Below are 25,889 nucleotides of genomic sequence, written 5' to 3' on the forward strand. Positions count from 1 at the left end.
CTCGCAATGCTCAGCCTCGGCGGGCACAAACCCGTGCTTCCCGGCCGGGACTAACCCACGGAAGAGTCAGGAGAGCCGTATTCACCGTTAGTTATGAGGCAGCCAAGAGGATGGTGATGAAGCTGATCGGTTACGCCCGCGTATCGACGCGCCATCAATTCACCGACCGGTAAGTGGTGGACCTTCTGGCCGCTGGTTTCCGGCGTGATGACCCTCACGTCGACAGCGACGTTTCCGGCGATGGAGCCTCGCAGCCGAACTGCGATCGCGCCCTCGACGCCCTCGACGCAAGCGACAGTGTCGTCATCACGGACCTGCTAAGGCCCCGTCTCTATGCGCTGGCGTAGCCCACAGCCGCGACGTCGAGCTACTAGTGCGACGTGCCCTTCAGAGGGCGCCCACGGTCAATAAGGTACGCCGGCGCTAGTGTTCCTGTGGGCAGGCCGAGCTCGTGTTCGGCGATCGTGCGCACGAGGTCGCGCTGGTCGCGCGCGTCGCCGTGGTGCATCACGGCGTGGGCGTCGAGGCCGTCGATGATCGCGAGCAGCTGCCAGGCCAGGGCACCGGGGTCGGCGACGGCGAACTCACCGCGCGCGCAGCCACGGTTCAGCACGCTGACCAAGAACTCCTGCCAGGCGTCCATCTGCACCGCGACCTCGCGGGCTAGGGCCGCGTTTCGTCGCGCGACGCTCCACGCGTCCAACCAGAGACTCGTGACCGTGCTGCGCTCGGGTCCGAGGAGGTCTCGGATCAAGGCGCGCAGGGCCTCGACGGCGCTCGGCATTGCCGCCAGCTCCCGCTGGACCTCGGCGAGCTCGGCGGAAACGATCGAGCCGAATGTCGACGCAACAAGCCCCTCCATGCTGGGCTGATAGTGGCTGACCAGCGCGGACGTCACGCCGATGCGCAGCGCAATCGCCCGGAGCGTGATGGCGTCCAGGCCGTCGTAGCGGGCGATCTCCCGAGCCGTGCGCCCGATCTCGGCGGCGCGCTCGGCGCGGCTCTTTCGCTTGGCCCGACTCGGAAGAGTTGACATGACAGCCCAATGTCTAGTTTTACGTCGGGTTTATTGATCGCTTGGTCAATTGTATGGCTTTTGCGTGATCCTGATTTCGGATCCGGTTCTCCTCAGCTCAAACGGTGGTGGCCGCCGGGCTGGTCCACGATGAGAGAGATCGCCTGCTGGTGTCGCTGATCGCGGCCAGGACGCCGCCCCAACAGCGAGCACCATCTGATCCATGTCAACGCGAGCAGCCCCCTCGCTTGCGATCACGTAGCCGAACACGACTATCCGCGCCGGGCAAACGGTGGGCGGTTGCCGCCCCGGTTACGCGCACTGGCGAAATACTGCTACCTGTGGATCACCGTCCCGCTCTGACCCTTCATAGCGAGCGGGGCGTTCTTGAGCGAGCAGATCACCGCGGTCCGCCCGGGGCCGCTAGCCACGAAATTGATCGCGGCCTGGACCTTAGGAGCCATTGAGCCAGCGCCGAACTGTCCGTCGTCCAGGTAGCGCCGCGCTTCGGCAAGGTCGAGCTTTTCCAGGTCGCGCTGCTGGGGCGTGCCGAAGCCGATTGCGACCCGGTCCACGGCCGTGAGGATGAAGAAAACGTCCGCCCCGACTACTTCGGCGAGCTTCGCCGAGGCGAAGTCCTTGTCGATGACGGCCGGAACACCGTGCAGCTCGCCCGCCTTGTCCCGGGCCACGGGGATGCCACCCCCGCCGCACGCGACCACGATGAACTCGTGATCGAGCAGGTTGAGGATCGAATCACGCTCAACGATGTCTACCGGGCGCGGTGACGCGACGACGGTCCGCCACCCTCGCCCGGAATCCTCGGCCATGACAAGACCTGGCCGCCCGGCCATCAGTGCCCGTGCATCGGCCTCGTCATAGAAGCCGCCGATCGGTTTGGTCGGATGCGCGAATGCGGGGTCGTCGGCGGCCACCTCCACCTGTGTCACGACGGAGGCGACGTGCCAGGGCATGCCGACCCGCCGGAGCTCCTTCGCGATCCCCTGTTGCAGGTGATACCCGATGTACCCCTGGCTCATCGCGGTGCACTCGGCCAGGTCCATAGGGGTCACCCGGTCGGTGTGTTGCGATGCGATCTCGAATGCGAGGCTGATAGCCCCGACCTGCGGGCCGTTGCCGTGAGACACGATGATTTCGTGCCCCTGGGCGATTAGACCGACGAGCGAGGGAGTGGCCTCGTCGATGCAGGCGCGCTGCTCCGTTGCGGTGCTGCCCAGGGCGTTTCCGCCCAGGGCGATCACGATGCGTGACATGTCGGACCTCTACAGAATTTCGGCGAGCAGGGTCCCGAGCTCTGCCTTCGCAGCGTCGACCTTGATCGAGTTCGCAACCTCGGGACGTAGGAAGTACACGAGCAGCGCGCGCTGTGCCGTAAGTCGGTTGCCCGCCTCGTCGAAGGCCAGCGAGACTTCCGAGTCGAGGACCCCATCGGTGACCTCTTCACCGCGGGTGGCGGGCAGGCAGTGCATGAATTTCGCGTCCGGCTCGGCCAAGGCCATGAGCTCGGGGTTCACCTGGTACTTCGGCATGAAGGCGGCCAGGCGCGCCTCCTCGCCCAGCTCGGCCTCGTAGTCGCCGTACCAGACGTCGGTATAGACGAAGTCTGCGCCAGCCAAAGCCTTCGAAGCATCGTCGGTCACGACGATACTGCCACCCGACACGACGGCGTTCTGGCGACCGATCGCCTGCATCTCTTCGCGGAGCTGGAAGGCCTTCGGACCGAACTGAACGAACTGCATGCCCATCTTCGTGGTGATCATCATCAGGGAGGCGCAGACCTGGGTGGCGTCGCCGACGAAGACGACCTTGCAATCCTCGAGGCGCTTGCCCTTCGGCAAGTGCTCGACCATCGTAATGAGATCGCCGATCTCCTGCGTTGGGTGGTTGTAGTCGGACATGCCGTTGAGCACGGGGATCGTCGAGTACTTCGCGAGTTCCACGACCGTCGCGTGCCGCGCGACCCGCGCCATAACGACGTCCACCAATCGGGACAGCACGCGGGCGGTGTCCTCGATCGACTCGTGCCCACCGAGCTGGATCTGGCCAGGCGCTAGGTACTGGGCGTGTCCGCCAAGCTGTGACATCGCGGTCTGGAACGAGACCCGGGTCCGGGTAGAGGACTGCTCGAAGATCATCCCGAGAGTGCGGCCGTGCAACAGCGGGGGGAAGTAGCCCACCGCGACACACCGCTTGAGGGCGAGGCCGAGATGGACGATATCGAGCACCTCGTCTTTGGTGAGGTCCTGGGTATCGATGAAGTTACGTGCGGTCATAATGGTCTCCTTTGAAAGGGTCGACGCGGGGCTTGTTGGGCGCGTTTGAGGGCATGGCGAGGCACGGGCGGTCGCCAGCGAATGGGCGAGTCGTACCAAAGATGCGGAAAAAGGGGGGAAAGTGGCGGTGCCCCGGTAGGGTCGGCCGCCGTCGGCCGACTAGTCGCCGGAGGGCTGTTGCTGGGTGATGCAATGAACGTTGCCGCCGCCGAGCAGGATCTCCCGGCCTGGTACCGTGACGACCCGGCGCGGCGCGAACAGCTCGGTGTAGGCCGCGACCGCCGCGTCATCATGGGGATCATCAAAGATCGGCAGCACGACGACGTCGTTGCCAATATATGAGTTCACGTAGGAGCCGGCCAGCCGATCACCGGCTCCGCGCGGCAGAGTGCCGGCGATCGAGTCGACTCCGCCGGACTCCTCGGCGGTGATGAAGATCGGACCGGGCTGGTGGAGTTTGACGACCTCGAGCGTGCGACCGCGGGCGTCCACGGCGTTTTCGAGGACCTCCAGCGCGGCCGCCGAACGGGCGTACTGCGGGTCTGTCCGGTCGTCTGTCCACGTCAGCATGACCTTGCCTGGCGCGACGAACCGGCAGAAGTTGTCCACGTGTCCGTTCGTCTCGTCGAGGTAGACCCCAAAAGGCAACCAGATGATGACGTCGACACCGAGATAACTATGCAGCAGCCTCTCGAGGTCTTCCTGGGTCAGGTCGGGGTTGCGCCCGGGCGACAGCAGGCACTCCTCCGTCACCAGGAGCGTTCCCTCGCCGTCGACATCGATCGATCCTCCTTCGAGCACGAACGAGGCCTTGTACCGGACCACACCCTCGATCTCCAGCACCTTGCCCGCGACGGCGTCGTCGGCCGCCCAAGGAAAGTAGAGCCCATCCACGAGGCCGCCCCAAGCGTTGAAGTCCCAGTCAACGCCGCGCACGTCTCCAACATCATTCACGACGAAGGTCGGCCCGCAATCCCGGATCCAGGAGTCATCGTTGGACATTTCGACGATCCGGATATGCTCACCGAGCTCGCTGCGGGCGTTGTCGTACTGCCGGGCGGAGACAGCGACAGTCACGGCCTCCGTACCGGAGATCGCCGTCGCTACCCGGGCGAACGCGGCCTGCGCCGGCTTGCCGCCGAGGCGCCAATTGTCCGGGCGCTCGGGCCAGATCAACCAGCAACCGCTGTGGTGAGCCCACTCCGCCGGCATCCGGTAGCCGTCTGAGCCGGGGGTGGAATCGAGAGTAAGAGTCATAAGAAGCAGCCTTTCAAGATTGAATGAGGTCAGAGTTGGGCGCCTGGGAAGGAGCTGGAAGTGTCGGGTCCTCGCCGCGCTCGATGGCCCGCTGGCGTGTCCACTCGGGCGACTTGGCGCAGAAGTACTCCTGGAAGGCGACCGTCACGACGAGGCCGATCAGGATCGACCCGGTCACCGTGAGCGAATAATCGTAGGGGTTCCAGACGAAGAACACCGCGGCTGCCCCAAGCAGGACCACCGGGATCCACGTCATCAGCCACGTCATAATTGGACCGCCCGGGACTCGGTAGGGCCGCGGCCGGCCCGCGTCGATACGCCGGAGCTTGGCGAACGCCAGCATCATCACGATGTAGGGCAGCAGGAAGATGACTGAAGAGAAGGCGAACAGGTTCCAGAAGAGAGCGTCGATCGCGCCGTCGGTCACGGAGAACAACGCCGCGTACCCGACAGTGAAAACCGTCCCGACGATGGAGCAGAGCATCGCTGCGCCGACCGGAGTGCCACGGGTTGGGTGTGTCCGGGCGAACGCCTTGGGCAGGTCGCCCTGCTGGGCAGCCTCGGCGGCGGCGAGGTTCGCGCCGATAGTCCATGGCACCAGACTGGCAAAGAAGCAGAATAGTGCACCAATGCCGAGGATCGTCACGACCGCGTTGGCAATGGGTGAGTCGCCGAATCCGTGACGGAGGGCGTCGATTAGGCCGGTGGTTTTAGATATTTCATCGGCTGGGAGGATGAGCTGCATGCCAACGGTCGCGAGGAGGTAAAACCCTCCGATGAGGACGCCGGCGATGAAGATCGTCTTAGGTACGTCGCGCTGCGGGTTGGCCATCTGTGTCGAGGCGGACGACATCAGCTCGAAGCCGAGGAAGTTGTAGATCACAATCGGTAGCGCTGCGATAAACGCGGGCAGTGCATCCGTAGGAATAAGCGTGTCCAGTGTCCAGGAGGTTGCCGAGCCGTTCGCCGAAGCGTAGATCCCGCCGGCAATGACGAGCGCTACTATGACGACGATCGTGATGCCGGCTCCGAGGTTTGATACCCAGGTGCCGATCTTCAGGCTATGGGCGTTGACCCAGTAGTTGATCCAGATCAGAGTGACGGTAATTGCTACCTGGATCCAAAAGTTCAGGTGCCCACCGAAGAACATCGACGAGATCGCACCCGAGAACATCAAGTAAACGCTCGGTACCCACAAGCCCACGTTGAGCCAGTACCACCAGGAAACCCGGCTCCCCCAACGGTTGCCGAACGCTCGCACGACCCAGGCGTAGATGCCGCCGGCATCCGGGTAAGCCGAGCCGAGCTCACTCGTGACCAGGCCGTAGGGGACAAAGAACAAGATAATGATCGCGACGGTCCAGAAAATCGCCGTCGGCCCGACGGCGGCCGTTACGGTCAGCTGCGAGAGCAACAGCATCGCGGCCACGGAGAACAGGACCATGTCGAACATTCGGAAGGTCGGACGTCCCTTCGCTGGGTCGGCGGCGCCTGTCGGAGGACTATCTGACTGCATTGTCATTGCTGTTGATCCTTTACTTGACATACCGCTGAACGAAATTGTTCGAAGGCCGAACGCTGCCAAAGACGGGATTTGTCCAACGTGTACAAACGTACAACCTTTGTTCTTTAACGTAACACATCTGTGCGCTGGTGCACCTAGCGATCCTTGGGGTCAGATCTTTGGCGTTTGTCTTGAGTTTTCAGGCGGCGTTCCCCAGTCGCTCCCGGGCGATGTAAGAGTTCACGCGGGTGTCGATGACACGAAGAGCGGTGCGTAGTTCGAGCGGGGCCGGTGGCTGTCTGGACGCGTTGATGACTTCGGGCCGAGCGGCTAATCCGGGCAGCTCCCATGGCCGTTGCCTGGCGGGGTGGGAGGTGGCGAGTCCGAGTTCGAGGAGCCGTTTGAGGCTGATTTCAGCGGCCCGGTTCACCCACCAGGCGTTGTTTTTCGTCACGCCCGGTAGGGGGCACGGCGCGCGGCGAGTCATCCAAGCAAGCGCACCTTTGACCATGGGTCGATGTTGCCGATACGCGGCTTGAAAGGTGGGACGCTGCGCCCGTGTTGACGCCGACCCAAACCAGTCCGGATCTGGGTCGAGACCGGCAACTACAACATGCGCGAGCATGCAGCACTCGTGACCGTCTATTCACGCGACCGAGCGCGTCAGCGGTGCCAAACCACGCAACTGCTGGCGGACTCTCGCACAATCCCCGGCGCTGAACCACCCGATTGTGTGGCGCTCAGGGCTTTAAGATACTCAGCGGATCGTTCGTGAGCTTGAACTTGTCTCAGTGGGCTTCAGCTCAAGTGCCTTCCAGATCCGCCCGATCGACAATCTCGACAATCCACTACGGTCGGCATTCTCCGACGTTGACTCCAATTGCCACAACGGCTGCCTCGACCTGCTCGGCCGCGATCGTTGCCGGGCGTCTCGGGCGCGGCTCATCGACCAACGCATCCAGTCGAGAGTCCAGGAAGCGGGCACGCCACTTACTGACTGCGTTCGGCGAACAGCGCCCGCCCTGCACCCTGTTGCTTATTCAGGCCCTCACGCGACCGAGCACGATCCGTGACCGCAACGCCAAACCCTGCGAGGACTTCGCCGCCTCACCCAGCGCAATAACCGCTGCCGCGCTTCGCCCCTAGGAATCAGCTCGGTCTTCGGACGTCCAGTTCGAAACGCGTTCCGTTCTGCAACACAACCAGAAAATTTCAGGTGCAGGACTCTAGAGCCGTAGGCACAACCGCTCAACAACAATCTGAAGCCGCTCGGCGAGGTCGGCAACGCTCAGCTGTCCGTTGGACACGGCCTCAAGCATCAAGCCGTCAATTAAGCACGCGACGATCTGCACGACGGTCGCACGAGGCACTGTCGGTTCGCTGGCGGGCAGGACGCGGTCGACCAAAGCGCCAATCATGGTCGACCAGCCGCGCGCTTCGTTTCGCACTGTGATGTTCCGGGTCGCTTCCATGAACATCTCGAACAGCGCAAGGTCGTAGAGCGGGTCTGCGACCGTCTTATCGAAGAACATCTCAGTTAACACCTCGACTGAGCGCTCGACGGTCAGCTCCCCATGCAGCGCCTCGACGATCGCGGCGAGCCGGGCCGCCTCGGTCCTCCGGGCGTGGGCCATCGTCTGCAGTAACAAGTCGTTGCGGTCGGTGAAGTAGTAGGTCGTCGAGCCAAGCGGCACACGAGCGACCCTCGCGACCGCACGATGAGTCACAGCGGCTGCGCCACCGGTACCAAAGACCTGTACAGAAGCGTCGAGGATCTGCTCCCGCTTGCGCTCTCCGGTCAACGACCTTGCCTGCCGCCCGCTCGTCGTCGTAGACGCGTGCGTCTCGCCCATAGTTGCTCGCTCTCGTTATCGACGCCTTTTGGTACCCCGGCTCATGCCAGCCACCGGAACCATGCGCCCCTTGCCCACCGGGAAATGCCGGGAAGTGATGTCAGGTTACCGCCGCAGCCGGCCGGGACCCTAGTCTGATACTCCAGCATCCCTCCCCGCCTGCCGTGAAAGCCCTTCCGCGGCACCCTGCGAGCGTGGGCCCTCGGCGTGTGTTCCAACCCAGGAGAACGAGACTCCGCGGACTCGACCCCTCCCCCAGATATAAGCATGGCCACCTCAGCGGAATGTGGGGCATTCAGGCAGCCACGAAGGCGTTCAAAGAGCTCGGCCACGGGGGAAAAATCATTAGTGCCGCCTCCCAGGCCGGCCACGTCGGGAACCCCGGCATTGCGTTGTACTCGGCCACGAAGTTCGCCATTCGTGGCTTGTCTCAGACAGCGGCCAGGGACCTTGCCCAGTTCGGCATCACGGTCAACACCTACGCCCCCGGCATCGTCAAGACCCCCCCTCATGGAGGAACTGGCGAAAAAAGTAGCAACCGACGCGGGCAAGCCCGAAGAGTGGGGCTGGGACCAGTTCACCAACGGCATCACTCTCGCCCGCCTCTCCGAAGCCTCCGAGGTCGCCGGCCTCGTCTCCTTCCTGTCCGGTCCCGACTCCAACTACATCACCGGACAGTCGATCCTCGTCGACGGCGGAATGGTCTTCAACTAAGGACCAGCCGAGCCATTGGCCAGGCGTTGGTCAGGCAGCACATGTTCCCCCGTCATCGTGATGAGGATATGAGGTGCCCGGTTAGGCGCTACTTTCTCGAACTTTGAGGGAGTGGGGTGCTACGACTTCTTCAGCCGTTCTCTCGGGATCGTCGATACGAGCGGCCAGAGTGGCAACGGCGTGGTGGGCTATGAACTCGGTGTCCAGGGACACTGTTGAGAGGGTTGGGCGTGAATATTGACCTTCTTCGATGTCGTCGATACCGATGATCGCTATGTCTTTCGGGACGATAAGCCCCGCGTCGAAGACGGCTCGCATCGCTCCCATGGCGAGGATGTCGGAGTAGCAGAAGATTGCGTCGGGCCGATCTGGCAGTTTGAGCAACTGTTGCGTGGCCGCATAGCCGTCGGCCCGGCGGTAGTGCACGGCCGGCTTTATGAGGTCCGCATCTGAAGCGATGCCAGCAGAATCGAGCGCAGCGAGGTATCCCGCTGTGCGAAGGTGCGGGGTCGCGTAGCTCTCGAAGGGTTGCTCTCCGATTGCGGCTATGCGTGATCGTCCTATAGCGAGCAGGTGCATGGTGGCTTCTTGCGCTGCCTTGAAGTTATCGATGGCCACGTGATCGAACCGGCCGTCGAACTCGTGCTCGCCAAGCAGCACGAACGGCAGGGTCACGCGATCCTCCACGGCATCGAGCTGTGCTTTTGTCGCGAGTGGGCTGAAGAGGATGCCGTCGAAGAGCATGTTGCGGTCACCGCCAACGAGCAAGTCGCGTTCGCGTTCATGGTCGTGCCCTGTCTGATCGATCATCACCCGGTACCCGAACGAAGTCGCCGCCCGGATGACATCCCGGGCGAGCTCGCTGAAGTATGGAACGTCGATTTCGGGCACGACGAGCGCAAGCACGCCCGTGCGACCGGTGCGCAGGGTACGTGCTACGAGGTTGGGTCGATAGTCAAGGTCGGCGATCGCAGTCATGACGCGCTCACGCATCTTTTTGCTGACGTGTTCGTAACCGCTGACCACGTTTGACACAGTGCGCATGGAGACCTTCGCGTGATCAGCTACGTCTTTAAGCGTTGCGGGCATCGGACCTCCACTAGCTGAACAACTGTTGTGCCAGCTTATCTTTGCAACGTACGCAATTCCGCGCTATCCTTTTGCATACGTTGGCAAACGTCAGCAGCGTCGCACCGTATTTCACTCTCGGAGACCGTTGGGTGTTCGACTGCGGGAGCGAGGCACCGATCACAAAGGAGTGTTCATGCACAGCACACCCACGCAGCCCAGAAGGCCCGGCGCGAGCGCTTCGGCTCTGCGGCAGCACCGCGCCTTCTCTCGTTTCGGAGCGCTTGGCGTCGCTGTCGCCGTAGCCGTTGGCGTTAGCGCCTGCGGCCCGGCGATTGGAAATGACTCTTCGAGCGTGACCGGCACATCGAATCCGAACGTTCTTACGGCACCGACTGATAAGGACGCCACAGGGGAGATCACCATTTGGGACCGCTCTGGCGATCTCTTCAACGTCTTCGATGCGACGATCGCCAAATTCAACGAGAAGTACCCGAACGTCAAGGTCAATCACCAGGCCGTTGACATCGACGCAAAGCTGCAAAATACCCTCATCTCCTCAACTGACGTACCTGACGGCGTCTTCCTCGACGACGCGAAGGTCCCGGGCTTTGCCAATGACCTGTGGGATCTCAGCGACGTTCTCAAGCCATACGTTCAGGACATCGCGAAACAAAAGGTCGACGTCAACTCGCTCAATGGCGGAATCTACGGCATCCCGTTCGATCTGGACCCCGGTCTTCTCTTCTACAACGCGAGCGTGCTCGAAAAGGATGGAATCGATCCGGCAGGCATCAAGACCTACGACGACCTGCTCACCGCTGCCAAGAAAGTTAAAGCCGCCGATCCGTCGTCGGGTCCAATACACCTCGAACAGAGCGCCTTCCTGGGGCAATTGTGGCTTGAGATGTTCGCGAGCCAGCAAGGCACGAGCATGACCGACGCATCGGGAAAGTTGCGCCTTGATTCGCCCGAGTATAAGCAAATCCTCACGTGGCTCGATACCGTTCAGAAAGAGAAGCTCGGCACGCGTGCGGAGTACCTCGGGCCCACGGACGTGCAGACGCTCGATTCCGGCCAGCAGGTGTTCTACCCATGGTCGATTTGGTTCGACTTTGCCCCGCAGCAACTACTCCCAAAGACTTCGGGCAATTGGCGGGCCATGCCGCTACCGTCCTGGACGGCAGATGGAGCCCACTCGGGCGCGATGGGTGGCTCGTCGTTCGTCATCCCCAAGGCCGCGAAGAACCCGAAAGCTGCGGCCTTGTTCTACAACTTCCTGATGTACGACAAGAACGGATACACGGCTGTCTACGGGCCGAACTCCGTCTACCCGAAGGGTCTGAATACGTCGGTACCCAGCTACAAGGCGGCCGCTGATCCGAACACACCGCTGTTCGGCACCATCGACGCCATGGGCGGACAAGACCTCTGGAAGACCGCTATCGAGGCGGGCAACCAGATCCCAGGTGGCACCCCCACCCCCACCTGGTGGGCGAGCGCCGTCAACTATCTCGGTAACAACTTGCAGAAGATGCTCGACGGGCAGATGACACCCGACGAGGTGATCCAGCAATCGACCGATCAGATCCAAACGAACCTGGTCGACCGCAACAAGTAACACCTCTTCACCCACGCGAGAAAGCAGCTCCATGACCGTCACGACCGCCTTGAAGGCGTCAAGTACGGCTCCGCGATCGTCGCAGCGGGGACCGCGTTGGTCCCTGCTGCGACGGAAGTCGGCGCCCTACCTCTTCATTTTTCCGTTCGTCGCGATCTTTGCCGCGTTCTCGATCTACCCGCTGGTGTTCACGTTCCGGCTGAGCTTAACCAACTGGCGCGGGTCGGGTACCGCGGACTGGGTGGGCTGGGGCAATTACACCTACCTGCTTTCGAACCCGGACTTCTGGGCGTCGCTGGCCAACTCGGGTGTGCTCTGGCTCTTGATCATCCCGGCGCAACTGGGCGTGGGCGTGCTCGCAGCGGTCCTCCTCAACAGCACTCGCATCCGTGCTCGCGGTTTCTATCGCACGGCGTTCATCGTGCCCTTCGTCACACCCCTCGTTGCGATCGCCCAGATCTGGATCGTACTGTTCGACCAGCGCTACGGGGTCATCAACGGGCTGCTGAACCTAGTCGGGCTTCCAGACGTCGGTTGGTTAACAACGAGCGAGTGGTCGAAACCAACGCTCGCGCTCCTATTCCTCTGGAAGACGACCGGATTTGTGGTCATCATCGTGATATCCGGCCTGCAGTCCATCGACACGACGGTATACGAGGCCGCGGAGCTTGACGGGGCATCGCCGTTCCGGCAGCTCTGGAGCATCACTGTCCCCCTGATCCGACGGACGATCATGTTCATCGTCGTGTTGCAGACTCTCGCGGTATTCCAAATGTTTGCCGAACCGTACGTCGTTACCAAGGGTGGCCCGTATGGCTCAACCACGACGGCCGGCCTCTACCTGTACAACCACATCACCGTCGCAGATCTCGGCACGGGAGCGGCCAACTCGTTCCTGCTCGTGATCATCGTGATGGCGCTGTCGCTCGGGTTCGTGCGGCTGCTGAGAGCGAAGGACTGACATGAGGACGGCATCCGTTTTCCGGACACGGCGGTTCCAGCCGCAGATCGTATCCCAGGTCTTCTTGATCCTCCTTACCGCGGGCTTTCTGGCACCGGTGGCTTGGGCCCTCGTCTCGGCATTCAAACCGGCCAACGACATCATCGCCGACCCACTGGGATTCAACCCAGGCACGTTCACGCTCGACAACTACACGCAGATGTTCACCGACGTGCCGATCCTCTCCGGCTTTTTCAACACCGCCATAGTGCTCTTCTCCAAGGGCCTGATCACACTGTTCTTCGCACCACTGGCAGGGTATGCGTTCGCCAAATACGAGTTCCGGTTCAAGAACTTTTTCTTCGGGGCCGTACTGCTGACACTTATGCTCCCAACAATCGTGCTCATCATCCCGCTACTGCTCGAAATGAAAGAGCTCGGCTGGGTCAACACCTACCAGGCCCTCGTGCTGCCCGGCTCCGTGGACGCGTTCGCGATCTTCTGGATGCGGCAGGTGATCAGCGCCGTGCCCGACGAACTACTCGATGCGGCCCGCGTCGACGGGTGCGGGGAGTTCGGTATCTTCTGGCGCATCGTGCTTCCGGTGATCCGACCCGGGATCGCTGGCCTCGCCGTGCTGACTGTGATGAACATCTACAACGACTTCGTCTGGCCCGTCGTTATCACCACGGGCGACCGGATGCAGACGCTCCAGGTGGTCCTATCGACCCTCGCCCAAAACATCAGCGGCAACAAGATCGGCGCCGACTATGCGCACGTAACGGGCGAACTCCTCGCCGCGTCCTCCGTCGCACTCATCCCCCTACTCATCATCTTCGTGCTTCTGCAGAAGCACTTCATCAACGGCATCCTCGCCGGAAGCGTCAAAGGCTGACCATGACCATCATCACCCCGAAAGGCTCCATTCGCATGTCTTCAGAACTGCCGTCGGTACCCAAACCTGAGTACCCTCGACCCGACTTCGACCGGTCGAATCGCTGGGAATCACTCAACGGCCAGTGGGCGTTCTCAAGCCTCGACGGCGAGGAGAGCATCACCGTGCCGTTCGCCTGGGAGACCGAGGCGTCGGGCATCGCCCGCACCTGGCTCGAACAAGCCAGCTACTCACGCGAACTAACCATCCCCCACTCCTGGGCCGGCGCCCGGGTGTTCGTCTGCTTCGGCGCCGTGCACCACGAGACGCGGGTGTCCATCGATGGGGCAAAAGTCGGCGAGCACACAGGCGGGTACACCTCGTTCGAGTTCGATATCACGGATTACCTCGCCGCAGGTTCGAGCGCGACGCTGCTCGTGGACGTAACGGCGCCCTCCGATAAGCGCTCGATCCCGCACGGCAAGCAACGATCACTTCCCCGCGACGACTACGACGGCGTCTCGTTCATGGCAAGCTCCGGCATCTGGCAAAGCGTGTGGATCGAAGCACGCGGCCGCACCTACGCTGAATCTGTCTCACTGAGAGGCGACTCACTGACGGGGTTTGAGGTCACCGTGCAGGTCGCGGGCGACGAGGCCGCGCGTGCCCGCGTGAGCATCGGCGATCTCGAAGTGGTTACCGACGAGCACGGTCGCGCCTCCGGCTTTCTACCGATCGACTCACCCCGCTTGTGGTCGCCTATCGACCCGCACCTCTATGCGCTCGACGTGCGAGTCGGCGACGATCTTGTCGTCGTCACAGGCGGGTTGCGCTCGATCGAACGACTCGGCGAGGACCTTTACCTCAACGGCGAGCGATTCTACCTTCGCGGAGTGTTAGACCAGGGCTACTGGTCGACCTCCGGCATTACCGCGCCCGATGACGCTGCACTCGTGCACGACCTCGATCTCGCCCGGCAGGCTGGTTTCAATCTCGTGCGCAAACACCTCAAGTTCGAAGAGCCGCGCTGGCTGCACTGGGCGGACACGCTCGGCATGCTCATCTGGGCGGAACCGGCCAGCACGAGCCGATTCAGCGAGGAAGCCACGGTGAACTTCGAGGCGCAAATACCGGAGATGGTCAAGCGCGACGGCAACCACCCGAGCATCATTATCTGGGGCCTGTACAACGAGGAGTGGGGTCTGGACTGGGACATCCCCGGAGACCCCGCAAAAGCCGACGCGGCCCGCCGCGCATACGATCAGCTCGCAGCCCTCGACCACAGTCGACCCATCGTCGAGAACTCTGGCTGGGAGCACGTCAAGACCGACCTCATGGACTGGCACTACTACGACGAGAACCCGGCGTCGTGGGCGGCCAATGTCGCGGCGATCGCCTCGGGTGAGCGCGAGTCGTTCCCTGTGCCACTGGGACCGGCCCACATCGTTGACAAGTCGATCTATGGCGACAACGAGCAACCCCGTAGCGGCGTACCCCTCCTCAACAGCGAATTCGGGGGCGGATTCACCAGCCTCGAACGAGCCTGGCACGTGAGGTGGCAGACGCAGGAGATCCGACGACACGATAGGTTCGCGGGCTACGTCTATACCGAACTGGCCGATGTCGAGCACGAGTCTGCGGGCCTGTTCACCGCCGACCGTAAAAGCAAGGACCTCGGCGGCCTGGACCCGGCCGACGCAAACGCCGAAACTGTGATCGTGGTTGACCTCGTTCCCAGGGAGGCAGGAACCGACATCGCAACCCCAACAGTGCCACTCATCCTGGATGTGCGCGTGTCCCACCACGGCCGGAAGCCTCTTACTGGACAAGTGCGCGCGGCCTGGGTTCAAAGCGGGACGCCCTTCGGCCCAAATATCTCCCATTCCGTCACCGAAGCTCCCGTCTTCGCTCACCCGTTCCAAATCTCCGATGCAGTCAAGCTTTCGTTACCAGCGCCGGCTATGACCTCTGCGAGGCTCCACCTCTGGATCGTGGACGAGCAGGGTGCCATCAAGGCACGCACGTTCGTCGATGCCGGGCCGCTCGAACGAGACGCTCAGTAACTGCCGAATTCGCCGGCCTCCCCACGGGAGGGTCCATTCATCCCATCACTGCAACGACGCAAACGAGGAGTTCAAAATGAAAAATAGAGTACGGCAATGCCCCAAATGGCGCACAGACGCTCGGACGCTGGTCGCTGTGACCATCACGGCGCTTGCCCTCCTGGCAAGCGGCCTCGCTCTTGGGGGAGGCGCAGCATTCGCTGCCACCACCTCGAGCGGGACCCTCTACACACCCAATTCTTCAGCCAACCCGAGTGAAGACGCGAGCTATCCCCGCGTCATCCGTCTCGCCCACTCCGGCTCGTCGAACGGGACCATGATCGCGACATTCGCGCACTCGGGTGCCGGAACGACGAAAGCAAACTTTCCCCTCTACCGGTCGACCAACAACGGCGTGAGCTGGACGGCTTCGCCGATCGGTACCGTCACGGATACGCTGCACGGCTGGGATCTCGACGGTCCCACCCTCTACGAACTACCAAGCGCGAAAGGCGACCTTCCCGCTGGCACGCTTCTGGCAGCCGGAACCGCTTGGAACCACGGTGACTACACGCAGCAGTCCGTCGAGGTGTTCATCTCAAAAGACCAAGGCGTGACCTGGACCTACCGGAGCTCGTGCACGAGCGAAACCGGCACACCCAACACAATCATGCACGGCATCTGGGAACCGGAATTCAACGTCGCGAGCAACGGTAATCTCGTCTGCTACTTCTCGGACGAGCGACCCTCATCGAACAACTACAACCAGGTACTCGCGCACGTTTCATCCACAGATGGCGGTGCAACGTGGGGAAGCGAGGTCTACGACGTAGCAATCCAGGACGGCGTGCAACGTCCTGGCATGGCTACCGTCGTCAACCTACCAAACGGCAGCTACGCGATGAGCTACGAGGACTGCAAGAACGGTTTCGATCCGGACCAGGCGTGCGACGTCTACATTAAGACATCGACCGACGGTGTGACCTGGAATCCAGGAAGCCTCGGCACGCGCATTCAGACGAGTGATTCTCGCTTCCTGCTGCATACTCCGTACCTGACATGGTCGCCCGCAGGCGGAGCCAACGGCACACTCATCGTCTCAGGACAGCGAGTCGTCGCAGGAAATGACGGGGCCCTCACCGTGCTTCCGGAATCCGGCCACGTTTTGCTCATCAATAAAAACCTTGGGATTGGTACATGGAAGGAGATCACGACGGCAGTGACGGTGGCACCTACCGGCGGATACGACGCCGGAGAAACTGCCTGCGCAGGCTACAGCTCACCGCTCCTGGCCGCGACCACGGGGTCGAGCTTCATCATGCTGGCGGGCACCCATATTGCGAGCGGCAAATGCGAGACGCGGTTCGCCACCGCGAATCTTCCGAGCGCGACCGGACCAATCACCGGCCCAGGAAGTGTAGCTAAGTGCCTCGATGTGAACAACAACACGTCAGCTCAAGGCAACGCGGTTCAGCTCTACGACTGCGGCGTCGCAACTGGGCAACAATGGTCGCTCGAGTCCGACGGCACCATCCGAGCCTTCGATAAATGCCTCGACATCACCGGCAACGGTACCGCTAACTTCGCGAAGGTCGAGCTTTGGGGATGCAACAACGGCGTCGGGGGCCAACAGTGGGTGGCACGAGCCGACGGGTCGCTCTATAACCCGCAGTCTGGACGATGCCTCGACGACCCGGGCGCAGCTACGACCAATGGAACTCAACTGCAGATATACGACTGCAATGGGCTCTCCACACAAGCCTGGCACGTGCCGACAACCTGACGTCTCCGCAACGAGAGGCCCCGCCCGAAAGTCGCGGCGGGGCCTCTTCGCCGAAATGCTCGACGACCAGATTCCAACCTCCACCCGCTTTGACCAAACGAGCAACTACCGCTTCAATCCGTGTTCCTGAGGGACACCGCCCTCCGAACTACGATTGATCCGCAAGCCCTTGATGACCGCTGTTTCATGTTACTTGGGCCAAGAATTGAGAACTCCGGTACTTCGCGTTGGCGGACCCGGAGTTTTTCATTTGCCCCGCGGCTGCATCACCGGCGCCCTGCGCAGCGTTTCGGCTTGGCGTGTCCCGTACCAGGAGACGAGGCAAAGCGAACTCGCCCTCACTCCCCCAGCTGCAGACATGGTGCTTACCTCGGCGGAGAATTGACTATGGCAGTGTTATTCGGACCCACCAGGGCAATCTAAGCGGGACCCACCTCCACCGTTGTTGCAACGTGTTTTCGTTGCTCAAGGTGGAGGTTTCGGATGGAGTTTCGGGTGGAGTTGTTCGCGCGGATCAGACGTGATGCGCGCGTGGAGGGCCTCTCGATCAGGGAGCTGGCCCGAAGACACGGTATCGACCTTGCGGACGCAGTCGCGCCCTGGCAGGACATTGCGAAGGCTGGAGACGAACCCTCTTCGTGGCAGGTCCGCCGGCGGCTGGAGGCCCTTGGAGCGAATGGCCTCGTCGATCCTTCGCGCAAACGCCCCGGGCTGTGGCATCTGACCCTGTTCAGGTGGAATGGTCCGGATGCGCCACGTGTCGCTCTCCAATGACCTGACGAGGTTGCTCATCGCCGCCGAGCGGTAGCCGAACGGCCTATGCAACTCCCGTGGCCACAGCATTGAGCACGTGGGCAACCACGTAGCCCCCTATCACCACCATTATGCCGACAGCCGGCACCCACCAGATACGACTGCCACGGCGGACCAGAAGGACGACGGCGACACCCTCAATGAGCAGCGCGCCGACCGCGGCAAGCGGTGTGACAAAAACTGATCTTGTCAGGAGGCCAAAGTCGCAGTGGCGCGAGAACCCACAGGCGTCGACGTTGAACTGCTCCACGAGAGAAATGAGGGTGAGGATCACCGCGATCAAGACCTGAAGGACGGCCAACGAGACTGCGACGCTGACGTCAGTCCCTGACGTTCTTCGGGGCTGACGCGATGAAAAGGGAAAGCCGAACATTGGCTAGTACCTCCTATCCCTCAGCGGGCATCGCGACGTCGGGCGACGATAGCTGCCACCGGGCGCTGGCCGGCGGTCTTCCGGACGTGCGATTCGACCACGTCGAAACCGGTCGCGTTCAACTCGGCACCGAGGTCATCCACGGGCCAGCGGTAGGCCGGCGTGACGGCGTGGGCGAATTCCTCGACCGTCTGGCTTTCGAAGAATCCGACAAGCAGCGTGCCACCGGATTTGAGCGCGCGGCTGAACTCTTGGAGAGGAATCTGTATCGTCTCGGGCTCGTAGTGAATGAGGGAGTACCAGGAGAGGATCCCGCCAATGGAGCCCGTGTCGGCGTCGAGCGAGTCGAGACTGCCAAGCGTGTAGCTCACGCCAGGAAAGGTATTCGTGGCGTACGTGACGAACTCGGGCACCAAATCGACTCCGCGAGCAACATAGCCTTGCTCCGCGAGGAAGTTGGTCCAATGACCTGGACCACACCCAGCATCGACTATTTCCCCGTCGACATCGCTGGCCCACTGGGAAACGAGTTGGAGATCGGATGGGTGCACGGCAGCCATCGACCCCAAGAGTTCGGTGTACTCCCTTGCTCGGCGTGAGTACGCCGCGGTGCTGACCTTGTTGACCATGCGGTCGAGTCTAGGTAGGGTCGAGCCATGTGCCCGTAAGACGGGACCTCCAGCGCGACGAATTCGCGGCCTCTCCGCGCGATTGCCAAGAGTGCCGATGTTGTGTCACATCGGAACCCCTTGCGGGACGGTTCCACGGTGGTGTGATCCTTCTTTCTCAGAACGGCACAACGTCTTTCGCACCCCTGAGTTGAATCTGAAGGGGCATGGTCTTTCCCGACCGCGAATAACGAACTACCGCAACGATTCAAGGATAGTTTCGTACTTCGTTGCTTCACCCTCCGTCGTTGCTGCGACGAAATAGCCGAGCTGGAGCCCCGTCTTCTCCCATTGTCTCGCAGGCGCTGGTCGTCCCGACTCCGTTGTGCCGTAGGGCTCCTCATCGACCTGTTTCCAGCCGTTGGCCACCAGCTCGCGAGAGTAAAACGCGAGGACCTCGCGTGGTGAGTGCGTCGTTGTCCCGGATATACCAGTCGTGTCCACGTCGCCGCCGTCGAGCCCGAATTGAACCCGTCCTGGGACCTTGTTGGTCCGGACATCGATGCTGCCAGGGTAGGTCAATGCGGCTTCGGGTTGTTTGGCCAGACTGTCGATGGATTGTCCGGGCACGCAGCCCGCCAGCAGCAGCATGCAGATACTGGCGGCGGTCGCCGCGCTCAGGAGCCGAGATGTTCTGTTCACGTTTTTCCCTGTCACTTCGGATCATCGAGGTAAACACTGTGGCCCTGACCCCGGGGAGTGGACACCTCACAAGAGAGAATGTTCACTATGGCAAGATCACGTCGGGAGTTCACTCCTGAGTACAAAGACGAGGCCGTGAAGCTGATTTTGACTACCGGCAGAGCGGTCGCGACCGTCGCGCGAGAGCTCGGGATCAACGAGGCCACGCTGGGCCGCTGGGTGAGCGCGTTCAAGGCCCGCAACGAGACCGGACAAACCGAAGTGACGGAGTCTGAGCGGGCCGAGCTGCTGCGGCTACGGAAAGAGAACGCGGACCTCAAGATGGACAGGGCGTTCTTGAAAAAAGCGTCCATCTTCTTCGCCCAGGAAGCATCGGATACGAACGGCAAGCGTTCGAACTGATGCTGGCGGAGAGGACCAACTTCACCATCACCCGCATGGTCCGTCTCCTCGAGGTGTCCCGGTCGGACTACTACGCCTGGGCCGGCCGGGTGCCGTCGCCGGCGGCGATCCGGCGGGTGCACATCGAGCAGAAAGTCGCTTTCTTTCACGGCGATTCCGACGAGGTCTACGGCGCCCCCAGGATCCTGGCCGATCTCCGAGCGGACGGGGAGGTCATCTCCCGCAAAACCGTCGCCGCGACCATGCGGCGCCTGGGTTTGGTGGGCATTTGCCCGAAGAAGTGGAAGACGACCACCATCATCGATCACGCTGACGCCTACCCGGTCGATGCTGTGGAACGGCAGTGGGATACCGGGGCGCTGAACCAGGTCTGGGTCGGCGATATCACCTATCTGAGGACGTGGGAGGGGTGGGTGTATTTGGCGACCGTCATCGACGCTCACAGCCGCCGTGTGATCGGTTGGGCTATCGCGGACCACATACGCACCGACCTCATCCAGGACGCCCTCACGATGGCCATGGTGCTGCGCGGAGACCGCCCGGCGACGGTGATCTTCCACCGGTTGAATCTGCCCAATACGCGTCGGAACAGATCACTCTGTTCGCGGCCAAGAACGGCATCACCCGGTCGATGGGCTACACCGGGATCTGCTGGGACAACGCCATGGCCGAGAGCTTCTTCGCGACATTGAAAACCGAGTTGTCCTACCGCCGGGTTTGGCCCACCCGGGCCCGCGCGATCCAAGGCGTCGCGGACTGGATCGAGGACCGTTACAACCGCCGCCGGCGCCACTCCTCGATCGGGCAGGTCACCCCAGTGGAGTTCGAGATGCAATACTCGTCACAGGCCGCAGAAATCCAACTCGCCGCTTAACCCGTGTCCACTCTCCGGGGTCAAGACCACGCACGGGGATCGCTCAACGGGCACTGTCACTCTCACTCATGCGCGCTAGTGCGGGAGTCTCCCTATTGGCCGGCGAGGGCGCTGACAATTGGGCAAGGCACTGATGCATCAACGCACTGCACTTCAAGAAGTCCCTTGATGGCGAGGCTCGTGCGCTGGAGGTCAGCGATCTTTTCATCGATCTCGCGGAGCTTTTGCGCAGCAACCTCCGCGACGTCGCCAGCCGTCACGCTCCCGGCACGTACTGTCTGTGAGAAGCGGTCGAATTCGTGCAACTCGGCCAAAGTGAAACCAAGTTCCTGGCCGCGACGAAGAAAGCGCATTCGGCGGACATCGGAGTCGCGATAGTCGCGGTATCCACTGTTTGTCCGCTCTGGCTTCGCGAGGACACCTGTTCGCTCGTAGAACCTAACCGTAGATATTTTAACCCCGGCTCGCAGGGCTAGTTCTGCTATTAGCACAAGCCGACTCTAAGCCACTACTGGAAGGCGGGCGGAGGCCATGACAGCTCCCTGCACGATAGCCCACACCACCTCGAGGATGAGCATGCCAAGCACGAGCGGCGACGCGCCGTGAATCAGGGCTGCCGCCATCCCGAGCGAGAAAAGGAACCTTGCTGCAGTGTCCGCGGCGCCTGCTGCCCTCGATGGGCGCGCAAGCCTGAACACCGACCACACCACCACCAGCGATCCCATCAAGTTGGCGAACATCAGGGTAAACACATCGCCCGCATCGGGCACTGAACCAGGGAGCCCAAGGGCTACCTGAAGCGCTCCGAATCCTTCGAAGAGAGCTGGTGCTGTGAACGGCAATGCGAAGCCAGCAGTGACAATCAGATCGTAGAAAGCGGATATGCGGACAGTGTTTCGAACAGCCGAGGAAGTCATTCCCCCACTGTTGACCCTGCACCATAGTGCAGGGTCAAATCCGTGGACCGAAGGTCGCTCACACATAATCAGACACATCGTGATGTTGGCGTCCCTACAATGCCCGCAAGCCGGACGTTGAACGGGCGCCCAGGCGACTGGATCAGGCATCGGAGCGATGACCAGGTGAGATGCCCGCAAGCGGAACCCCTTACACGACAAGGGCGACAGACCTTCGGCCCAGCGATGCTTGGAATCGGATCAAGTACCCATCCGGGTCCTGCACGAGAAACTGAACTACGCCAGCCCCGGTCTGGCCTGTCCGGTACCACTTCGTCTCCGGCTCCAGAGCACCTACGATCGGGTCAATCGACGCTACGGAGATCTGGAAATTGACGCCGCGACCCAAAGGCAGATCCAACGCAGCTGGCACCCAGTTTCGCCCCCACGCCCCTTTGCTCGAGCATCATGTGTGCCGTGCCACTGGTGATGTAGGAAAACCCCTCCTCGGGGCGGTCATACAGCATCTCACATCCGCAGAGACGGCACCAGAAATCTAAACTCTCCTCAAGAGAGGTGACAAGAAGCTCCGGAACCGGTCCGGGGCCTGGCGTGCTGTCCGCGCCTGTCATGACTTCACAGCAGTTCTTTGCGGAACCAGTGGTTCGCGTAGGGGTCCGTATTGTGCGCTTCCCCCTCGATGAAGCCAAGCGACGCGTACAGGCGTCGCGCCTCGACGAGGTCGGTTCGCGTGTCCAACCGCAACGCATCCAGTCCCAGTTCGCGGGATTCGCGCTCCAGTTCCTCCATGAGCAGGCGTCCCACGCCCTTACCTCGTGCCGTCGGTTCCACGAAGACTCTCGTCACCTCGCCGATCTCGCCGGGGCGAACCCGCAATCCTGCGCAGCCGAGAACCGTGAGCCCTTGACGGGCGAGTAAAAGAATCCCCCGTGGTGCGACAAGGTCATCACTGGAGTACCCGGCCTGGGCATCCAAAATCTCCTGCCGTGATGCAGGTCGCCCATGGTAGCGACCCACAATGTCTTCGTAGTACCGAAACGACACATCCTTGGCTTCAGCGGACGTCGGCGATGTCGCAGAGATGAGGATCGGCAACGCAGGCATCATGCGTTCCAGAGTACTTCTCGAGCGCGGGGCGATCTGCCCAGAATCCAGATACCTCGTTGAAGTCCGCGCCCGTTAGCCGGACGTCGAATACGACGGCGCACTATTCGTCAATCGGAGGCTCGTCACCTTCCACCTCGGCGATCAAAGAATCCCGCTCGCGCGCTCTCGACCCTCCCCAGAAGCCTGAAGCTATGACGGCCGGAGCCAACGCTACGTACCGTGTCACTTGCACAATTCCCTGTGGCCAGGTGAGGAAGAGCTCGACGATTGAGAGGACAAGTATCAGGAGCGCCAGGCCCCACCCGAACTTGGCCATCCGCCAGAGCGCTTGGCTGCTGGCGTGCAATCGCGCAGACCGCTGCGAGGAGGTTTCCACGTCATGGACGATACTCGCCCCTGAGTGAAGCGCCACGGAAGAGGAAGACCAATTGGCCAACCCCCTACGGGGCAGGTGAGACAGTAGTCCCGCGGTCGCCAACTATGCGCGGTGCGTTCGAGCAGACGCGCTCGCGGGTCAGGGGCACCGTCAGTAATTGGACAAAAGTGCTTGGCCGATGATGCGGGCTCCGTCGGGGAATGCCCCGGGGTTGGGTCCGGAGTAGTTGAGCCTCATGAAGGGGCCGGTGGCCTCGGCCGGGAACCAACTCGAGCCGGCACCGATCAGGACCCCCGCGGCTTCGCAGTCTGCGACCAGCCGCTCGAGATTCGTCCCATCCGGCAGGCGCGCCCACAAATTCAGACCGCCCGCCGGAACGGTGGCGATGTGCACGTCGGGTGCGTGTTCGCGCAGACTCGTCAGTAACAGGTCTCGCCGGGCCCGCAGTTGCGGGCGAAGGTTGCGCAGGTGCGTCTGCCACCCCGGTTGGGTGACGACGTCGAGCACTGCGGCTTGAAGGATCCCGCTGACGTACATCGATTCTGCACTGCGGTCGGCGAGAATGCGTTCTTTGGCGGGACCCCGGGCAATGATCGCCGCCACGCGCAGCGACGGCGAGACGCTCTTGGTGAGGGATCGCACATAGACGACATGGCCGGCGTCATCGCGCGCGGCGACCGGTTGCGGGTCGGTATCGATGCCGAAGTCATGGGCCCAATCGTCCTCGACCAGGAAGGCGCCGTGCGCCCGAACGACGTCGAGGATCTGCGTCGTGGTGGACTCTGACCACTGTGCGCCCGTCGGGTTCGCATAGGTCGGCTGTGCATAGAAGACCCGCGAACCAGTTTCCTGGAACGCCCGAGCGAGGTCATCGGGATCGGGCCCCTCGGGTCCTGAGGGAACCGGGACCACGTCAACCCCGGCTTGAGCCGCAGCCTGGATCGCGCCCCAGTACGTGGGCGATTCCATCAGCAGCGGCGCTCCAGCGGTGGCCAGGGCACGAAAGATCGTGGCCAGACCACTTTGACTTCCCGGGAGTACGATGACATCGCTCGGCAGGGGCGGAGTCACGCCGACCGGTGTCGCAGAACCGAGCTCCCCGGCGAACCAGGACTGCAGCTCCGGAAGCCCCGCGACCGGTGAACGCGTCAGAGCCGCCTCGCTTCGGGCCGCGCGAGCCAGCGCCGACCGGAGCAATCGTTCCGGTAACAGCTCCCGGTCGGGATACCCGGAATGCAGAGCAATGCTCCCCTGTGGAGCGGCACGTAGCGCAGGATTCAACGCGCCGAGGTGGCTGTTTGGCGAACGCATCGCGGCGGTCTGCCAGCTAAAGTCGAGCGGCCGAGCGGTACGCACTGCGCGAACGAAGGTGCCGGCGCCGGGCCGGGTTTCGATCAAGCCCTGCCCCACAAGAGTCCGGATGGCTTTCTGCACCGTCACCGGGCTCGCCCCATACTCGACGACGAGCATCCGGCTGGTGGGCAGCCGGGCGCCCGGCGCCCGGCCCGCGATCCACTCATGCAGTGCGGCCACAATCCGAAAACTGCTATCGTTATCCATGTCAGATCATAATAGCGCTATCAATCGGATGTCCGCACCGCTATCACCCTCACGGGCCGGCCTCGCCTGGGGGTTTCTCGGTGTCGCCGCGTTTTCCTTCACCGTGCCCTTCACCCGCGTGGCCGTCGAGAGCATGGCTCCCCTGTTCATCGGATCCGGCCGCGCTGTCGTCGCTGCCGTGCTCGCCACGGCCGCCCTGATCATCACGCGGCAACGCCTTCCGCGCGGCCACCAGTGGTCTCGCCTCGCCGTCGTTGCGGGTGGTGTCGTCATCGGCTTCCCCCTCCTGACATCCTTTGCCCTCACGGCGGCGTCAGCCAGTCACGGCGCCGTGGTCATCGCGCTCCTGCCGGCCGCGACGGCCGTCATGGCTGTCATCCGGGGAAAAGAGCGACCACCGCTCTCGTTCTGGATCATGGCCACCGTCGGAGCCATGGTGGCCGTAGCCTTCGCGTCCCTGCAGGGAGGCGAAGGCATCCGCTTGCAATGGTCAGACCTGCTCCTGTTCGGTGCTGTCATGGCCGCGGCCATCGGTTACGCCGAAGGAGGCCTGCTCGCGCGCGAGATCGGAGCGTGGCAAACCGTATCGTGGGCCCTCGTTCTAGCCGCTCCCCTCATGGTCACCCTGACGACAATTGCCATCGTTGACCAGCCACCTACCGGCACGCTCACCCAATGGGCGGCCTTCGCGTACCTCGGAGTGGTGAGCATGTTCCTGGGATTCTTCGCCTGGTATCGCGGACTGGCGATCGGGCCCATGGCCCAGGTCAGCCAGGTACAACTCACCCAACCCGTCCTCAGCATCCTCTGGGCCGCACTCATCCTCCACGAACAACTCACCTGGCAGACCATCATCGGCGGCACCGCCGTCATCCTCTGCGCTGGCATCGCCGTGCGAACACGCCTGAATCGCGTCAAGCCCACACGCTCCGCCGAGGACAGTGCAGATGGACCAGCACCGGTCGAGGCGATGCCCACCATCAACCGCCCGTAAGGGGAACGGCTAGCGCGACAGATCCGCGGCCAGATTTCGTCCATCCCGCCGCAGCGTTGCCTCTTCTCTACTCCGACGCGGAGATCAACGGGCATGGCTTTATAATTAGACCGCGAATCCAGGGACTATACGATTTTCGGTGTAACTCCTAACAATGGAGGTGCCTGATGACTGATGTGATTCTTGACGTGATGGAGG

25 protein-coding genes and 1 pseudogene are annotated in these 25,889 nt (G+C 62.3%); 11 read left to right on the forward strand and 15 right to left on the reverse strand.

The genetic code is table 11. The features are described from left to right. Positions 1 to 370: 370 nt before the first annotated feature. From QN345_RS03890 to QN345_RS03920, 7 genes are all read right to left on the reverse strand, one after another. Entirely contained in the window at positions 371 to 1,036 is a 666-nt protein-coding gene (locus tag QN345_RS03890) for a TetR/AcrR family transcriptional regulator (protein WP_322136647.1), read from the reverse strand. A gap of 314 nt (positions 1,037 to 1,350) precedes the next feature. Further along, positions 1,351 to 2,289 carry a carbamate kinase gene (gene arcC, locus QN345_RS03895; protein WP_322136648.1) on the reverse strand — a complete coding sequence of 313 codons (939 nt, stop codon included), beginning with the start codon at positions 2,287 to 2,289 and terminating at the stop codon, positions 1,351 to 1,353. Between the two features lie 9 nt (positions 2,290 to 2,298). Beyond that, a complete protein-coding gene (gene ptcA, locus QN345_RS03900; protein ID WP_322140592.1) occupies positions 2,299 to 3,309 on the reverse strand; it encodes a putrescine carbamoyltransferase in 1,011 nt (336 codons plus the stop codon). A gap of 159 nt (positions 3,310 to 3,468) precedes the next feature. Beyond that, positions 3,469 to 4,566, reverse strand: coding sequence for an agmatine deiminase (gene aguA, locus QN345_RS03905; RefSeq protein ID WP_322136651.1), 1,098 nt, complete (start codon positions 4,564 to 4,566; stop codon positions 3,469 to 3,471). Positions 4,567 to 4,579: 13 nt separating this feature from the next. Next, positions 4,580 to 6,019: an APC family permease gene (locus QN345_RS03910; protein ID WP_322136652.1), complete on the reverse strand. Its 1,440-nt coding sequence runs from the start codon at positions 6,017 to 6,019 to the stop codon at positions 4,580 to 4,582. A gap of 250 nt (positions 6,020 to 6,269) precedes the next feature. Continuing rightward, complete coding sequence (locus tag QN345_RS03915) at positions 6,270 to 6,524, reverse strand: hypothetical protein (RefSeq protein WP_322136653.1); 255 nt, start codon at positions 6,522 to 6,524, stop codon at positions 6,270 to 6,272. 772 nt (positions 6,525 to 7,296) lie between these two features. After that, on the reverse strand, positions 7,297 to 7,872 hold the full coding sequence (locus QN345_RS03920) for a TetR/AcrR family transcriptional regulator (RefSeq protein WP_322136654.1): 576 nt from the start codon (positions 7,870 to 7,872) through the stop codon (positions 7,297 to 7,299). 335 nt (positions 7,873 to 8,207) lie between these two features. On the opposite strand from QN345_RS03920, the pseudogene QN345_RS03925 reads away from it, so the two are divergent. Together QN345_RS03925 and QN345_RS03930 are read left to right on the forward strand one after the other, a co-directional pair. Then, positions 8,208 to 8,417, forward strand: a pseudogene (locus QN345_RS03925) (SDR family NAD(P)-dependent oxidoreductase); the annotation flags it as partial. A 16-nt stretch (positions 8,418 to 8,433) separates the two neighbouring features. After that, complete coding sequence (locus QN345_RS03930; RefSeq protein ID WP_322140591.1) at positions 8,434 to 8,637, forward strand: SDR family oxidoreductase; 204 nt, start codon at positions 8,434 to 8,436, stop codon at positions 8,635 to 8,637. Positions 8,638 to 8,718: 81 nt separating this feature from the next. Here QN345_RS03930 and QN345_RS03935 read toward each other — a convergent pair whose 3' ends face one another. Next, on the reverse strand, positions 8,719 to 9,726 hold the full coding sequence (locus QN345_RS03935) for a LacI family DNA-binding transcriptional regulator (RefSeq protein WP_322136656.1): 1,008 nt from the start codon (positions 9,724 to 9,726) through the stop codon (positions 8,719 to 8,721). Between the two features lie 175 nt (positions 9,727 to 9,901). Here QN345_RS03935 and QN345_RS03940 point away from each other — a divergent pair, with 175 nt between their 5' ends. The 5 genes from QN345_RS03940 to QN345_RS03960 all read left to right on the forward strand — a co-directional run bounded on the left by QN345_RS03940 (position 9,902) and on the right by QN345_RS03960 (position 16,965). Beyond that, entirely contained in the window at positions 9,902 to 11,326 is a 1,425-nt protein-coding gene (locus tag QN345_RS03940) for an ABC transporter substrate-binding protein (protein WP_322136657.1), read from the forward strand. Between the two features lie 31 nt (positions 11,327 to 11,357). Next, entirely contained in the window at positions 11,358 to 12,287 is a 930-nt protein-coding gene (locus tag QN345_RS03945; RefSeq protein ID WP_322136658.1) for a sugar ABC transporter permease, read from the forward strand. A 64-nt stretch (positions 12,288 to 12,351) separates the two neighbouring features. Then, the gene (locus tag QN345_RS03950) at positions 12,352 to 13,161 is read left to right on the forward strand and encodes a carbohydrate ABC transporter permease (RefSeq protein ID WP_322136659.1); all 810 of its coding nucleotides are present in this window, start codon (positions 12,352 to 12,354) and stop codon (positions 13,159 to 13,161) included. A gap of 2 nt (positions 13,162 to 13,163) precedes the next feature. Further along, positions 13,164 to 15,203 (forward strand): glycoside hydrolase family 2 protein, encoded by a 2,040-nt coding sequence (locus tag QN345_RS03955; protein WP_322140590.1) that lies wholly within the window; start codon positions 13,164 to 13,166, stop codon positions 15,201 to 15,203. Positions 15,204 to 15,339: 136 nt separating this feature from the next. Next, complete coding sequence (locus tag QN345_RS03960) at positions 15,340 to 16,965, forward strand: ricin-type beta-trefoil lectin domain protein (protein WP_322136661.1); 1,626 nt, start codon at positions 15,340 to 15,342, stop codon at positions 16,963 to 16,965. An 817-nt stretch (positions 16,966 to 17,782) separates the two neighbouring features. On the opposite strand, the gene QN345_RS03965 is transcribed toward QN345_RS03960, so the two are convergent. The 3 genes from QN345_RS03965 to QN345_RS03975 all read right to left on the reverse strand — a co-directional run bounded on the left by QN345_RS03965 (position 17,783) and on the right by QN345_RS03975 (position 19,410). Beyond that, positions 17,783 to 18,052: a hypothetical protein gene (locus QN345_RS03965; protein ID WP_322136663.1), complete on the reverse strand. Its 270-nt coding sequence runs from the start codon at positions 18,050 to 18,052 to the stop codon at positions 17,783 to 17,785. 119 nt (positions 18,053 to 18,171) lie between these two features. Further along, positions 18,172 to 18,780: a class I SAM-dependent methyltransferase gene (locus QN345_RS03970; RefSeq protein ID WP_322136664.1), complete on the reverse strand. Its 609-nt coding sequence runs from the start codon at positions 18,778 to 18,780 to the stop codon at positions 18,172 to 18,174. Positions 18,781 to 19,014: 234 nt separating this feature from the next. Continuing rightward, positions 19,015 to 19,410: a hypothetical protein gene (locus tag QN345_RS03975; RefSeq protein WP_322136665.1), complete on the reverse strand. Its 396-nt coding sequence runs from the start codon at positions 19,408 to 19,410 to the stop codon at positions 19,015 to 19,017. 138 nt (positions 19,411 to 19,548) lie between these two features. Between QN345_RS03975 and QN345_RS03980 the strand changes: the two genes are divergently transcribed. The 3 genes from QN345_RS03980 to QN345_RS03990 are packed head-to-tail and all read left to right on the forward strand — an operon-like array spanning position 19,549 to position 20,737. Next, a complete protein-coding gene (locus QN345_RS03980; protein WP_323504957.1) occupies positions 19,549 to 19,863 on the forward strand; it encodes a transposase in 315 nt (104 codons plus the stop codon). Then, the gene (locus tag QN345_RS03985) at positions 19,833 to 20,555 is read left to right on the forward strand and encodes an IS3 family transposase (protein WP_322189903.1); all 723 of its coding nucleotides are present in this window, start codon (positions 19,833 to 19,835) and stop codon (positions 20,553 to 20,555) included. Before QN345_RS03980 ends, QN345_RS03985 begins: the two co-directional genes overlap by 31 nt. Further along, complete coding sequence (locus QN345_RS03990; RefSeq protein ID WP_322189248.1) at positions 20,528 to 20,737, forward strand: IS3 family transposase; 210 nt, start codon at positions 20,528 to 20,530, stop codon at positions 20,735 to 20,737. Before QN345_RS03985 ends, QN345_RS03990 begins: the two co-directional genes overlap by 28 nt. A 92-nt stretch (positions 20,738 to 20,829) precedes the next feature. Here QN345_RS03990 and QN345_RS03995 read toward each other — a convergent pair whose 3' ends face one another. The 4 genes from QN345_RS03995 to QN345_RS04010 all read right to left on the reverse strand — a co-directional run bounded on the left by QN345_RS03995 (position 20,830) and on the right by QN345_RS04010 (position 24,697). After that, complete coding sequence (locus tag QN345_RS03995) at positions 20,830 to 21,228, reverse strand: MerR family transcriptional regulator (protein ID WP_322136666.1); 399 nt, start codon at positions 21,226 to 21,228, stop codon at positions 20,830 to 20,832. Between the two features lie 9 nt (positions 21,229 to 21,237). Next, positions 21,238 to 21,654 (reverse strand): hypothetical protein, encoded by a 417-nt coding sequence (locus QN345_RS04000; RefSeq protein ID WP_322136667.1) that lies wholly within the window; start codon positions 21,652 to 21,654, stop codon positions 21,238 to 21,240. Between the two features lie 615 nt (positions 21,655 to 22,269). Further along, the gene (locus QN345_RS04005) at positions 22,270 to 22,761 is read right to left on the reverse strand and encodes a GNAT family N-acetyltransferase (RefSeq protein ID WP_322136668.1); all 492 of its coding nucleotides are present in this window, start codon (positions 22,759 to 22,761) and stop codon (positions 22,270 to 22,272) included. Between the two features lie 526 nt (positions 22,762 to 23,287). Beyond that, on the reverse strand, positions 23,288 to 24,697 hold the full coding sequence (locus QN345_RS04010) for a PLP-dependent aminotransferase family protein (protein WP_322136669.1): 1,410 nt from the start codon (positions 24,695 to 24,697) through the stop codon (positions 23,288 to 23,290). Positions 24,698 to 24,725: 28 nt separating this feature from the next. Between QN345_RS04010 and QN345_RS04015 the strand changes: the two genes are divergently transcribed. Then, positions 24,726 to 25,691: a DMT family transporter gene (locus QN345_RS04015; RefSeq protein ID WP_323504959.1), complete on the forward strand. Its 966-nt coding sequence runs from the start codon at positions 24,726 to 24,728 to the stop codon at positions 25,689 to 25,691. Positions 25,692 to 25,889: the final 198 nt, after the last annotated feature.

It is taken from the genome of Cryobacterium sp. 10I1 (assembly GCF_035019805.1).
Classification (GTDB): domain Bacteria; phylum Actinomycetota; class Actinomycetes; order Actinomycetales; family Microbacteriaceae; genus Cryobacterium; species Cryobacterium glucosi.

What these genes read in the sequence shown, in the direction of transcription:
- QN345_RS03890 (WP_322136647.1), bottom strand. Translation starts at nt 1,036, where the DNA reads ATGTCAACTCTTCCGAGTCGGGCCAAGCGAAAGAGCCGCGCCGAGCGC.
- arcC (WP_322136648.1), bottom strand. Translation starts at nt 2,289, where the DNA reads ATGTCACGCATCGTGATCGCCCTGGGCGGAAACGCCCTGGGCAGCACC.
- ptcA (WP_322140592.1), bottom strand. Translation starts at nt 3,309, where the DNA reads ATGACCGCACGTAACTTCATCGATACCCAGGACCTCACCAAAGACGAG.
- aguA (WP_322136651.1), bottom strand. Translation starts at nt 4,566, where the DNA reads ATGACTCTTACTCTCGATTCCACCCCCGGCTCAGACGGCTACCGGATG.
- QN345_RS03910 (WP_322136652.1), bottom strand. Translation starts at nt 6,019, where the DNA reads ATGTTCGACATGGTCCTGTTCTCCGTGGCCGCGATGCTGTTGCTCTCG.
- QN345_RS03930 (WP_322140591.1), top strand. Translation starts at nt 8,434, where the DNA reads ATGGAGGAACTGGCGAAAAAAGTAGCAACCGACGCGGGCAAGCCCGAA.
- QN345_RS03935 (WP_322136656.1), bottom strand. Translation starts at nt 9,726, where the DNA reads ATGCCCGCAACGCTTAAAGACGTAGCTGATCACGCGAAGGTCTCCATG.
- QN345_RS03940 (WP_322136657.1), top strand. Translation starts at nt 9,902, where the DNA reads ATGCACAGCACACCCACGCAGCCCAGAAGGCCCGGCGCGAGCGCTTCG.
- QN345_RS03945 (WP_322136658.1), top strand. Translation starts at nt 11,358, where the DNA reads ATGACCGTCACGACCGCCTTGAAGGCGTCAAGTACGGCTCCGCGATCG.
- QN345_RS03955 (WP_322140590.1), top strand. Translation starts at nt 13,164, where the DNA reads ATGACCATCATCACCCCGAAAGGCTCCATTCGCATGTCTTCAGAACTG.
- QN345_RS03970 (WP_322136664.1), bottom strand. Translation starts at nt 18,780, where the DNA reads ATGGTCAACAAGGTCAGCACCGCGGCGTACTCACGCCGAGCAAGGGAG.
- QN345_RS03975 (WP_322136665.1), bottom strand. Translation starts at nt 19,410, where the DNA reads ATGCTGCTGCTGGCGGGCTGCGTGCCCGGACAATCCATCGACAGTCTG.
- QN345_RS03980 (WP_323504957.1), top strand. Translation starts at nt 19,549, where the DNA reads ATGGCAAGATCACGTCGGGAGTTCACTCCTGAGTACAAAGACGAGGCC.
- QN345_RS03990 (WP_322189248.1), top strand. Translation starts at nt 20,528, where the DNA reads ATGGCCGAGAGCTTCTTCGCGACATTGAAAACCGAGTTGTCCTACCGC.
- QN345_RS04000 (WP_322136667.1), bottom strand. Translation starts at nt 21,654, where the DNA reads ATGACTTCCTCGGCTGTTCGAAACACTGTCCGCATATCCGCTTTCTAC.
- QN345_RS04005 (WP_322136668.1), bottom strand. Translation starts at nt 22,761, where the DNA reads ATGATGCCTGCGTTGCCGATCCTCATCTCTGCGACATCGCCGACGTCC.
- QN345_RS04010 (WP_322136669.1), bottom strand. Translation starts at nt 24,697, where the DNA reads ATGGATAACGATAGCAGTTTTCGGATTGTGGCCGCACTGCATGAGTGG.
- QN345_RS04015 (WP_323504959.1), top strand. Translation starts at nt 24,726, where the DNA reads ATGTCCGCACCGCTATCACCCTCACGGGCCGGCCTCGCCTGGGGGTTT.